This is a genomic window from Fibrobacter sp. UWB2, assembly GCF_002210425.1.
Lineage (GTDB): Bacteria > Fibrobacterota > Fibrobacteria > Fibrobacterales > Fibrobacteraceae > Fibrobacter > Fibrobacter elongatus.
Window position 1 is genome coordinate 372,846 of the sequence record NZ_MWQK01000005.1, and the last position, 11,895, is coordinate 384,740.

At 49.1% G+C, this 11,895-nt stretch carries 9 protein-coding genes; 1 reads left to right on the top strand and 8 read right to left on the bottom strand.

Translation table 11 applies throughout. The annotated features are described in order from the left end of the window. Positions 1-88: 88 nt before the first annotated feature. From B7982_RS11810 to B7982_RS11845, 8 genes are all read right to left on the bottom strand, one after another. Complete coding sequence (locus B7982_RS11810) at positions 89-1,912, bottom strand: FISUMP domain-containing protein (RefSeq protein WP_088660923.1); 1,824 nt, start codon at positions 1,910-1,912, stop codon at positions 89-91. 13 nt (positions 1,913-1,925) lie between these two features. Beyond that, positions 1,926-2,762 (bottom strand): TIGR02147 family protein, encoded by an 837-nt coding sequence (locus tag B7982_RS11815; RefSeq protein ID WP_088660924.1) that lies wholly within the window; start codon positions 2,760-2,762, stop codon positions 1,926-1,928. Positions 2,763-3,025: 263 nt separating this feature from the next. After that, on the bottom strand, positions 3,026-4,186 hold the full coding sequence (locus B7982_RS11820; protein WP_014546278.1) for a sodium ion-translocating decarboxylase subunit beta: 1,161 nt from the start codon (positions 4,184-4,186) through the stop codon (positions 3,026-3,028). A gap of 14 nt (positions 4,187-4,200) precedes the next feature. Beyond that, the gene (locus tag B7982_RS11825) at positions 4,201-4,563 is read right to left on the bottom strand and encodes an acetyl-CoA carboxylase biotin carboxyl carrier protein subunit (protein WP_014546277.1); all 363 of its coding nucleotides are present in this window, start codon (positions 4,561-4,563) and stop codon (positions 4,201-4,203) included. Positions 4,564-4,611: 48 nt separating this feature from the next. Beyond that, on the bottom strand, positions 4,612-5,451 hold the full coding sequence (locus tag B7982_RS11830; RefSeq protein ID WP_088660925.1) for a hypothetical protein: 840 nt from the start codon (positions 5,449-5,451) through the stop codon (positions 4,612-4,614). 78 nt (positions 5,452-5,529) lie between these two features. After that, positions 5,530-7,740: a histidine phosphatase family protein gene (locus B7982_RS11835; RefSeq protein WP_233138529.1), complete on the bottom strand. Its 2,211-nt coding sequence runs from the start codon at positions 7,738-7,740 to the stop codon at positions 5,530-5,532. Positions 7,741-7,790: 50 nt separating this feature from the next. Continuing rightward, positions 7,791-9,788, bottom strand: a complete 1,998-nt coding sequence (locus B7982_RS11840; RefSeq protein ID WP_088660927.1) for a histidine phosphatase family protein — start codon at positions 9,786-9,788, stop codon at positions 7,791-7,793. A 165-nt stretch (positions 9,789-9,953) separates the two neighbouring features. Continuing rightward, the gene (locus B7982_RS11845) at positions 9,954-11,441 is read right to left on the bottom strand and encodes an acetyl-CoA hydrolase/transferase C-terminal domain-containing protein (protein WP_233138530.1); all 1,488 of its coding nucleotides are present in this window, start codon (positions 11,439-11,441) and stop codon (positions 9,954-9,956) included. 30 nt (positions 11,442-11,471) lie between these two features. Between B7982_RS11845 and B7982_RS11850 the strand changes: the two genes are divergently transcribed. Continuing rightward, complete coding sequence (locus B7982_RS11850) at positions 11,472-11,888, top strand: GtrA family protein (protein WP_088660929.1); 417 nt, start codon at positions 11,472-11,474, stop codon at positions 11,886-11,888. The last annotated feature ends 7 nt before the right edge of the window (positions 11,889-11,895 follow it).

Sequence of the window (11,895 nt, forward strand, 5' to 3'; positions counted from 1 at the left end):
AAACTGCGTATTCCAGGAACACAAAAAAGACCTCGCCAGCGTTTCGCCAGCGAGATCCGTTTTCCTCCTTACTCCCCCTCCAAACTAATTAGTTTTTCACACAACGTACGCGAGCTATTTTTCTAGGTTCAGAGATAGTCCTAGCATAACCGATAGAAATTTCGAACGTCGAGAGATCCGGTAGCCTGTAATTTCGATAGTTGTCAAGGTAAGAACGAACCCAATTTTCTTCGCCATGACTATCTTCTCCATAATAGTTCCACAACGAATCCAATTCTGCCTCGATATTTTCGCCAAAAGACTTATTCGAGTAGGTGTGGTAATAGAGTTCGAGATACCTCTTGTCCATTGGTTCAAGATTAAAGTCAAACTTATTGTAGAACACGCCCATCAAATCCTTTCCAAAAGCGGCATACCTATCCGTTCTCCAGGTTTCGTCAAGCAGATTGTTGATGCCACCGACATAAGCGATTAACGCCTCCCAATCCTTGCTACTGGAGATATGCCAGCCGTCAGGACAGATGCCTTGATGGACCGTTTTAATCACGACATCATCAACAGGTTCCTTCATATACTTTTGATCAATTCGCATCGCGGTAGTCCAGCTATAAAGACCATTTTCAACGTAATTACCTGTCATAATACTACCCGGCGAATACGCGGACACAGAGTACTCGAGATCTTCGGCCATCCACTCATAACTTTTCCCGCCAAATTCAAAACTTACGGTCTTGTATTCCTTGCCATCTCGCGGGTCTGTCATGGTCCCCGATCCATGCTCAATCTTCATCTTGAGGGAATCCAAATAACCTTTCGTCTCCATTTTCCAAGAGTAGCCATTGCAAAGGACATATCCCGAATCCGAAACTTTATATTCACCGGCGTCGAGATCGTAATATCTGATAGGCCTATTGAACGTTCTATACTCGCCCCAAAGGTCTTCTGTACAAAGTTCTACATTCCAGTAATTCAGCAAGAATAACTTGCTAAAATCATATTGCTTCTTCATAATCGTAAGAATGTCATACGACCCAGGGTCCGCATCTTCCTTTGCCCTCATGCCAGCTTCGCTTACACCTTCCATGTGGCTATAAGCTCTAGCCGTTGAATAAGCATAACTTGCGATGTTCATCATAATGGAGTCCCCAAGTTCACCATCGTCAGCAAAATCATCGGCAAACCCATCAATGAACTTTTGCAAGTTGGAGCAATTTATACGTTCTGGCAATGTCCAATGTTCCCATTCATCATACGAATCGCCTCCACCTTTCCAAGGATCCCACAGTTCTCGCTGATCAATAAAAACACTGATATTGTAAAGGGTCCTATCACCTTCAGTCGTGTTGTATATATTCAAATCTTCGGCATTGGAGATTTCCAGCTTAACACCGAAAGCACCAAGGACTTCCGTAGCGGCCTGTTTTTTCGCTTCGGCGAAAGTCTTTCCAGACTTGACCAAGTTCAAGACTCGCTTATATTCAAAATGCGTCAGAAGATTGATATTTGATGTATTGCGTTTTTCCAAATTGGTGACCGCATCAAGCCGCATCGAGCACTTCGAAAGCGTTCCATCTTTTTCGTGAGTGTAGAAACCTTCTGCAGATAGAAGCACATACTGGCATTCCAGATTAATGCTATCAACTGTAAATTCGCCCCTATCGCCGGTAATCGTAGCATTGAATTCGCGGCCTGTGGGTTCCAGGTTCCCTTCAGCCGACGTTTCCCTGAGAATAACGCCTGAGCCTTTCACGAGCGGGCCTTTCTGCGCCGCACCTGAGACTCTTTTACCCGCAAGCGCAACAATGCCTTCGGATTCTTCGCTCGTTCCTGCAGTGTCAATTCCAGAACATGCCCAAATCATTAATCCAGGCACAAGCACTGACAAACTTGGTATAAATTTATTCAACAACATATTCTCTCTCCCCCTATTTAAATTTCTTTTCAATCTTTTCCGTCAGCGGGAAAAACTGAAAGTTCAATCGGCAAATTTTTTCCGGCTTTTTCTCGTCCGCGACAATCGACACAATGCGCTTGCGGAACGATGCAATTTCATCAACAATCCTTGTATAGCTATCTTCTGTCACGCCCATAGTAATCCCGCTAAAATGTCTTTCTGAAATGGGTAATTTATCCAAAGCGTCCAGTGCAAACTCGCCCATTTGGCGCAAGAGCGAATGCACCGCCACGGCGACCACGTTCAAGCGCCCCGTCGAAAGCGAACGGTTCGTCTGGTGGTAATTCCCCTTGATGTCGCGCGTCAGTAGCCCCGACTTCACGAGAAAACGCAAGCTCTCGCTCACATCCTCCGCAGAAATAGGAGGCCTACAAACTTTGGCAATCTCGCTTGGTTTTGCCCCCGGCATCGCCACCGCCAACTCGCGGACCACGGAATGTTTCCACGTTTCATAGAACGTGTACATTTCGCTCCCGAGAACTTTAACGCGGCTCGCCTCGCCAAGTGCCCGCATCTCTTCAAAGCACTTTTTCTTCTCCCGATCGGTTTTCGCGTTTTCGTAACGCACCATCAGGACAAAATAATCGAACTCAAAGCCGACTAAGCCCATTGCAAGCGCCGTCTTTTTAGCGCTCTCTTCGCGCAAGCGCGTTTTGCCGTCACTGACAAGCTTCAAGTACGAACCCGAAGCAAAGCCTGCATCCTTCGCAAATTCACGCCACGTAAACGCAGAACAGCGCTTGCGTTCCTGGTAATAATCCAGGACGTATTCGCGATAATTTTTGTATTCTGTTACCGATTTCATCATACCATAAATTTACTTTATCATAGAGTTACACACAATATTCTGCAAAATTTTTATTAAAACAAAAATGGCGATTTTAAGCAAATTTAAGCACTTTAAAAAACAACTTAAAGAAAATTCAAAAACATAAAACAAGAATTAATTTTCATAGAACAAAAAAAATCCCCCGGCGTAATGCCGAGGGAATTTAAAGCGATGGAGATTCCCGCTTACTTCGACTGCGCTCAGCACAGGCTCCGGCGGGAATGACAATACTCGCGTTTATCTTAGCTCAAGCGGCTGATCATATAACCAGCGCAAACTGCCGTACCAATCACGCCAGAGACGTTCGGGCCCATAGCGTGCATGAGGAGGAAGTTCTGCGGGTCATACTTGGCACCTTCAACCTGAGAAACACGGGCAGCCATCGGCACAGCGGAAACGCCTGCGGAACCGATAAGCGGGTTCACCGGGTTCTTCGGAGAGCACTTGTTCATGATCTTTGCGAGGAGCAAACCGCCGAAAGTGGAGAAGCCAAAAGCAACCACACCCATAGCGATGATCATGAGAGTCTGCGGCTTGAGGAAGATGTCAGCAGACATCGTGAGACCCACGGACGTGCCGAGGAAGATCGTCACAATGTTCATGAGTTCGTTCGAAGAAGTCTTCACGAGGCGTTCAACGACACCTGCTTCCTTGAAGATGTTGCCCATCATAAGCATGATGATAAGGGCAGAAGCATCCGGCACGACGAGCACGCAAACGATCATCACCATCACGGCAAACACGATGCGTTCGGCCTTGGAAACCTGGCGGAGAGCCTTCATGCGAATCTTGCGTTCAGCGTCGTTCGTCATAGCGCGCATGATAGGCGGCTGGATGAGCGGCACGAGAGCCATGTAGGTGTAGGCAGCAACGGCGATGGGGCCGATGAGGTGCTTAGCAAGCTTGTTCGCAGTGAAGATGGACGTCGGACCGTCAGCACCACCGATGATACCGATGGAAGCTGCTTCACCGAGCGTAAAGCCACCGAGAGCGACAGCTGCAAACATGGTCATGAACACGCCAAACTGTGCGCCACCACCGAGGATGAGCGTACGCGGATTAGCGATAAGCGGTCCAAAATCCGTCATGGCACCCACGCCCAAGAAGATGATGGGCGGGAAGAGTTCCAGATGGATACCCTGGCTGATGTAGTAGTAGAGACCGCCAGTCGGGCTGAACATACCTTCGATGCTCCAGCCACCGTCGTAGAACGCGACGGACGGGATGTTCACCGCAAGTGCACCGATAGCAATCGGCAAGAGCAGAAGCGGTTCGTATTTTTTGACAATCGCAAGGAACATCAACACGAAGCTCACGATCCACATGATTACCATCGGAACGGTAATCTGCGCGAATCCTGTGCTCGAGGCGAAGTCCGCGACTGAGTTAATAATTCCACTCATTGACTTTTACCTCATTAGGCAATGGTCATCAAGACCTGGCCATCAGTAACAGTGTCGGTTTCCTTGACGGAGATAGAGGTGACCTTGCCTGCGCACGGAGCGACGACCGGGTTTTCCATCTTGAGGGCTTCGATAACAGCCACTTCCTGGTTGGCAGCAACAGTGTCACCAACGTTGACTTTGAGCTTGAACACAGAGCCAGCGAGCGGGCTCTTGACTTCGGTGCCACCAGCGACGGCCGGAGCCGGAGCAGCAGCAGGAGCCGGGGCCGGAGCGGCAACCGGAGCAGCAGGAGCTGCAGCAACTGCGGAATCAAGAACTTCTACTTCGACGTCGTAGGTCTTGCCTTCGAAACTGATACGGACTGTTTTCTTCATTTTTATTTTTCCTGGCTTAAAAGCCTGTTAAGTTTTAAAAGTTGAACCTTACTTGACGATCGTCCAAGCAGGGGAGTTAATGTTTCTGTAAGCGGTCACGCGGCAGGGCTGACCAAGAGCCTGCGTTGCAGCAGCGGTAGCAATCACGAGGAACTGTTCGTTTGTAAGTCCCGGATGTTCTTCGAGGGCGGCAACGGCGGCAATGCCGAGGAACGCCTGGAGCTGCTTGTTGGTGAATCCCGGATGGATGCTCTTTGCATTCGGATCCCAGTCGCAGTGTGCCGGAGCACGAACCGCAGGAGCCGGAGCGGCAGCAGCAGCGGCCGGAGCTGCCTTCTTAGCAGGAGCCGGAGCCTTGACCTTGTCCAAACCGAGCTTCTTCATGATTGCGCTCATGATAGTGCAGAGGACGAGGAGGCCAATGATCACAGACATCACGACGATGAGGCCTGTTGCCTGGAATTCGACGAGCTTGCCGATGGTGAACTTCTGGACTTCACCATGGCACTTGCCAGCTTCCATCTTGCCATGGCAGTATTCGCTACCGAGCTTAGCCTTAGCAATCGGGAGCACGGCCGTACCGTTGGCATTTTCAACGGAATCGCGAATATCGCGGGCGCGAACGGACTGTTCGTATGTCTTATAAAGAATGGAATAGCCACCACCGTGAGTTTCCACAATCTGGAAAACAGTAGATTCATCCATCCACTTGAGCTGTTCCTTGATCGGAGCGGCAATGGAGTCCGGCATCAGAGCAATCTGCTCGTCAAAACGGCCAACCTTTGCAGCCTTGGAAGCAGCAGGTTGAGCTACGATTTCAGACGCGAAGGCACCGGAAACCGTTGTCACCGCGGCAAAAAGCATAGCTTTCTTTAGTGTATCATTCATATCGGAATGCGTCCATGTTTAATTAAGTGAACTGTTTGATAAAAATCAACGCGCGTGAATATAGCAATTTTAGGGATTTTACATCGTCATCGTACCAGAAGAAAGACCCTTCACAGGCTCATAACGGAGGGTGCCGTCGGTCCCCAGAATGATAGCCACGCCAGCGAGGTAATTGATCCACTGCTTCGTGTCGAAATAGCGGAGATTTGCCTTGCCGTTCGTGCAGAACGCCGTCAGCGGCACAACCATCATGTCGTGGGAAATCCACACGCCTACGCGGTTTACCTTCGCAAAGCGGGGCATCACAATCTCGGTCATGAATTCTTCGCCACGGGACTGTAGAGGATAGTATGCATCGGTATAGCTTCCTTTGTACGCATATTCCGAAGCGACGACCCAGCCACCGCCATTGTTGTTCTTGTACGTTTCAAACTTATTTTCGTCCTTCACGAACCAGTCACCATCTAGTTCCGGCAACGTGTCGTTACCCATGCTCGTGACGCCCGCACCCGCCGCCACGTTCTCGCAGGTTTCGTAGCTACGCGTGTAAGTCGAATTCACGAAGTAAATACTTTCGCCTTCGAGCTTTGCGCCCACCGACTGAGACTGCTTTTTACCATTGTCCGTCAGGTGGCCCTTCTTGCCCGTATCGTCCGTACGTTCCGCATGGCGCAAGATAAAGATGACCTTTTCGCCAGGAGCAAGCTTTTTCATGACTTCTTCGACATCGACAAATTCCTGGATATCATCCGAGGTTGCTTCACGCCAAGACTTCTTGCTCTGTTCGTAAACGTAGAACTTATCGGCATTGATTTTACCATTCTTGATCTGGCCATCGTAATCGCCAGCGCCAAAGCCAACCGTATCCTTTTCAAGGTCTGTCGCCACGCGCCAAGCCTTGATAGAACCATCGCAAATGAAGCGGATACGCGGGCCTTCGGGCTGTTCATAGTAAGAGACAAAGTACTCGCTCTGGCTGTTGCCTACATACTTCACCATTCCATTGGTCATCGCATTGCAAGATTCAAAGCCATGCGTACTCGTCCAGAAATTGCGCACATGCTTTTCAAAGTCCGGCACATCGCCAAGCTTCCAGCTCTCCATGTTCTTGCGGATTTTTGCAAGGCCACCTTCAGCATCGAGAATCAACAGCTTATCTGCAAGTTTTGCCTTCGAAGCATTGTCGCCCCAGTTGCCATCGCCACGGATATCTTCAGCAATATAATCCGCCTGCGAAAGGAAGTTGCCATCCGGCGCATAGCTCTGCATCATCACAGAAACGGCAAGGAGCGCCGCACTGTAGTCATCAGAACCGAACAAGCTAATGTCTTCTGCCGCCTTGTCCGACGACGTCGTCTGAGTACCACGGTTCCAACCAAATCCATTAAAGCCACCCGTGCTAGAACCGCCAAGGCTAATACCGAACGAAGAAAGCACATCGCTCAGCGCACGCCCGCTCTGGCTCCCAATCGGTTGGTTGTTGCCCGAATCCTCCACGAGCTTCATCACGCGCGGAGCCGCCATGTGCGTCAGGATATTCACGTTAAAAGAATCGCGCTTGGACAAGTCCACAACCGCATTGAGCTTTACAAGCGATGACTGCCCGCCAAATTCATTCCTGAAAAAGCCGCTCGCTTCAACCCTAGCATAAGGCGAAACGAGGTCAACACTTCCAAAATCAAAACTACCATCCGAAGAGGTAATGCAGGTCTCGTGCGTACGCTTGGAATCGGCAAGGCGCATCACGCTATCGAGTTCCACAATCTTCACGGAAGCTCCGTAACGGAACGGGCCCTTTTCGGCAATGCCCTTGATATTAACGTCTGCCCTGCGATAATCCGAAGCATCGGTAGAATCCAAGGATTCCGCGCCAATCACCTTCGAGTCGCCAAGTTTCAAGACGCCATCTTTACACTCAACCGTAAAGAGCTCCTCGACATCGGTTTCCCAGCTCCCCGAAATGCAATAGTAAAGTTTCTGCTCGCCCGCCACCATGAGAGCCTCGCCCTCGTTTGACGAGTTGCAAGCAGGCAAGGACTTTGTATCCGTAACAGTCGTCGTATCGACAACTTCAATGGTATCATGGACATCGGGCTTACCCTTGTTATCCAGGGAGTCCTTCTGGTCCTGATTGCCCTTTTCATCCTTTGAGGGATTTTCACTCGAAGAATTACCGCCCGAAGGTTTATCCTTCGAATCGGAACTTCCAATTTCAGCAGCCGCCTCGCAATCATCGCCCTCGCACGGCACAGAACCGTAACGGACGGAATCGCAAGACGTCCATAACAAAACCGATAAAGCTAATATCCAAACCCGCATAGGTTGAATATTAGTAAAATCTAGTTCGCGTACCCAGACTTGAGACCGCGAATGGCGACATAACGGCGATTTCCATCCTTATCGATGATGATCGCAACGCCAGCGAGGTAATTAATCCACTTGCCGCCATCATATTTCTTGAGTTCCACCTGCAAATTCGAGCAGTAAGCGACAAGCGGAACCATCAACTTGTCATGAGAACTCAGGAGCACAAACTTTTCTGTCGGGTACTTCTTGACAAGAACATCTTCGATAAGTTCAACGGAGCGTTCTGCAAGATCGTAGTATGCGGCATCGGCGCCCGTCGAGTAAGCACCCGTGTAAGCGTACTTGGAAGTCACTTCCCAGCCGCCACCGCATTCGTTCTTGGCCTTTTCGACAGCCTCGCTATTCTTGGCGTACCAGTCATCGTTCAGCTGCGGAATCGTATCACGCTTATCATAAGATTGTCCACGACCCTTCGCAATCGATTCTACCGTTTGGTGCGCACGCAAGAATTCTGAAGCACCAAGGACAAAGTCTTCCTTGAACTTCGTGAGTCGAGCACCAACTTCTTCGGACTGCTTTTTACCGTTATCCGTAAGCGTCCCGCTCTTGCTCGTATCGTCACCGCGTTCAGCATGGCGCAGCACAAAGATGACGCGTTCATCGTCCTTGATACTTTCGTAGACATCCTGGATATCCACAAATTCCTTTGCATTAGATTCCAAGACAAAATAACGGTCTTTTTCAACGGCAGTCGCTTCGCGCCATTCCTTCTTTGCTCCATCGTACGTAAAGAATTTGCCCGAGTACGCACCACGACGGACTTCGCCATCTTTAGCGGGCGTTTTATCGCCTATGAAGTCCTTCAAACTATCCGGGATGAGTTCCCAGCCTTTCTTTTCATCACAGACAAAGCGGTAAAGTGAATGTTTCTGATCGTCATACGACTCTGCATAAAAAAGACTACTAGCCTTGTTCTTGACAAAGAATATTTCCCCTGCAGAACCGCCATCGCATTCCGGGAACTCCAATTCCGTCAATGCGAAGTTCGTGAGGTACTTATCAAAGTTTTTATTCTTAGGGAAACGTTCTTTGACGTATGCAAAAGTATTTTCATAACCACCAGATATTTTCAATCCAAGTGCATAATCGGCAGCTCTCAAACGAGTCTTTTCGTCATCCCACTTACCATCCTTTGCGACATCGGCAACTATAGACTTAAACGTTCCTACAAAATCGTAATTTTCTAGCAAATCAGAACCAGCAGCAAGCTGCAACAAGATCGTCGCCGCCACAAGAGCAGTCCCAGACTCACTAGCCTTAGAAACATCAATCGTCTCGGTCTGGTCAAAGTCAATAGATTCCAGATGGAACATATTCCACACATCTTCAGCAGCCTTGCTCTTTGCCAATTCAAAAGAAAGCTTGTCCTTCCCCGCCAAGAGTACACGAGCACGTTCTGCTTCAAGAGTCGTCAAGAGACCCAAGTTGATTTTTTCACTCGAGGAAACATCCCCTAAAGCAGAGAACGTAATCGGAAAAGACTTTCCATCGCTAGGACTTGTAAGGGTTACTTCAGCGGAGACTTGAACAAAAGGCTGAACCAAGTTGACTTTTTTGAATTCATAAGCGCCGTTCTTGTCAATCTCTGCCGAGAAAACATTTTTCGTTTCATCGTAGGCATCAGCGGAATCAAGCTCCACCATTTTGACCTTTTTGGCACTAGTATAGCTATCCAAACCAACAACACCCGAGATAGTCCCATCTACGAGTGAATAAACAACGTCCAACCCTTCTTCAGGGCCAACTTCTTTTAAGCTAGATGACGAGACCTTCCCATCAACGCTACTCGACGAGGATGTTTTCTTATCAGCTGTACTAGATGAGGATTTTGCAGCACCTTTTACAGAACTAGACGATTCCAATTCGTCTTGAGCAAGTTCCTTCAATTCACTGACGGGATCATCTCCACACGCAACTAAAAACGCTGCTACAAAAGTAGAAAGCGAAATCTGCTTAAAAAAGGTCCCCATAAAGCGTACCCCTTACCTTCAAGTTTTGGCCTAACCAAAACACCCCGTAACTAAATTATAATTTTTGCACAAAGTGCGCAACCGCTAATACAAAATAAAGCACCCCAAAAGGTGCTTTACTAAGTAATCTGTACCGACTGTTCAAATAGGAATCGCAGTAAAACCTTACAGCATCTTGCCTGTTTCGAGGAAGCGGGTGTGCATTTCGAACGCACGTGAAAGCGCAAGCGGCACATGGACGCCCTTTGCATGCTTGAGGCCGTACTCCAGAACATCCGTGAGCGCATCGCGGTAATCCGGATGGGCGCAGTTCTTGATAATCAGGCGGGCGCGTTCTTCAACAGGCAAGCCACGAAGATCAGCAAGCCCCTGTTCCGTCACAAAAATCTGCGTGTCATGATCGGTATGGTCCACATGGCTCACGTAAGGCACAATGCTCGAAATGGCACCGCCCTTTGCCACAGACGGCGTGAGGAAAAATCCGAGTGCGCAATTTCGTGCAAAGTCAGCCGAACCGCCAATGCCATTCATCATTGCCGAACCGCACACAAGCGAGCTGTTCACATTGCCAAAGATATCCGCTTCCAAAGCCGTGTTCATAGAAATCACGCCCAAGCGACGGATTACATCCGGGCTATTGCTCACTTCTTGCTGGCGGATAATGAAATGCTTTTTCCATTCAGCGCTGTTTTCAACAAATTCTTTCTGTGCCGTCTGCGAAAGCGTCAAGGCCGTCCCAGACGCAATACCAAGCTTACCCTTCTTCAAAAGCGGAAGTACCGCTTCCTGAATCACTTCAGTGTAAAGGTCAATTTGTCCCAGGCGGTCATCGTCAGCCATCGCACAAAGCACTGCATTCGCCACCTTGCCAACACCGCTCTGGTAAGCAAGCCCCTTCGGGAGTCTGCCATGCGATTCTTCGAATCGGATAAAGTCCAAAATGCGTTCGCCGATATTCTTCGAAACCTCATCAGGTTCCACAAACGGAGTCACTTCGTCATACGCTTCGTTTTCGACAATCGCAATAACCTTGTTCGGGTCAATCTGAACAAATTCGCCACCTACGCGATCACCAGCGCTATAAATCGCAAGCGGCTTTGCATGCGGCGGGAGCTCCGGGAGAGCGTTATCGTGCATGCCAATGCAGCTATCACCCAAGCGAGTGTTCAATTCCAAAATAATCTTCGGCGCCATTTCCAAATAGCAAACGGAGTTACCGCCCGAAGTCGAGAGGCAAACGCGGCCATCCGGCAAAATCGCAGAAACTTCAATAATCGCAACCGTCGGCGCAGGGACAGCACCCGTGCGAACAAGGTAACCCATCTTACCCAAGTGAGCGTCAATGTAACGGATGCTACCGTCGTTAATCGCCTTGCGCAAGCTCGGATTAGACTGGTAAGGCATGCGGAGCGACAAAGCCTTTGCGCGGGCAAGAGCCCCATCGCAACTGTCGCCCGTCGAGGCGCCCGCAAACAACGTTACCTTAAATTCCTGACCTGCTTCGTGCAATTTTTCAGCGCGCGCAGCAAGCGCCAAGGGAACCGCCTTGGGGTATCCTGCCAAAGTAAATCCGGAAACCCCGAGAACATCGTCATTACGAATCATATCTGCAGCGCTGGCAGCACTGCATTTCTTAGTTGTAATCCAGGTCATATCGTAGCAAAAAATAGTATTTTTACCGCCGTGAAACATTTTATCAAATACAACGCTATCGGTGTAATGAACACCGCCATCACATTCTTTACAGTCTGGCTCCTGCACGAAGTTCTCGACTGGAACGTGGTTCTTTCTAACTTCTTGGGATTTGTCGCGGGCGGGCTCAACAGTTACATCTGTAACCGCATCTGGAATTTCAAGAGTACAAACAAAAAACGCGCCGAAATCGTAAGATTCATCGTCGTATTCCTCTGCTCGTATCTCGTGAACCTGGCGGTCCTCAAAGGAAGCATTTACGTACTCGAAAACGCCGCTTGGTGCGCAAGCTTCACGGAATTCGTTTCAAGGTTCATGAAGCCGACAACATTCGCAAGCTTTGTCGCCAACGTCGTCTACGTGCTTGTAAGCTTTACGCTCTATAAGAAGTGGGTGTTTAAGAGCTAATTCGGAA

What these genes read in the sequence shown, in the direction of transcription:
- B7982_RS11810 (WP_088660923.1), bottom strand. Translation starts at nt 1,912, where the DNA reads ATGTTGTTGAATAAATTTATACCAAGTTTGTCAGTGCTTGTGCCTGGA.
- B7982_RS11830 (WP_088660925.1), bottom strand. Translation starts at nt 5,451, where the DNA reads ATGAATGATACACTAAAGAAAGCTATGCTTTTTGCCGCGGTGACAACG.
- B7982_RS11815 (WP_088660924.1), bottom strand. Translation starts at nt 2,762, where the DNA reads ATGATGAAATCGGTAACAGAATACAAAAATTATCGCGAATACGTCCTG.
- B7982_RS11820 (WP_014546278.1), bottom strand. Translation starts at nt 4,186, where the DNA reads ATGAGTGGAATTATTAACTCAGTCGCGGACTTCGCCTCGAGCACAGGA.
- B7982_RS11825 (WP_014546277.1), bottom strand. Translation starts at nt 4,563, where the DNA reads ATGAAGAAAACAGTCCGTATCAGTTTCGAAGGCAAGACCTACGACGTC.
- B7982_RS11840 (WP_088660927.1), bottom strand. Translation starts at nt 9,788, where the DNA reads ATGGGGACCTTTTTTAAGCAGATTTCGCTTTCTACTTTTGTAGCAGCG.
- B7982_RS11845 (WP_233138530.1), bottom strand. Translation starts at nt 11,441, where the DNA reads ATGACCTGGATTACAACTAAGAAATGCAGTGCTGCCAGCGCTGCAGAT.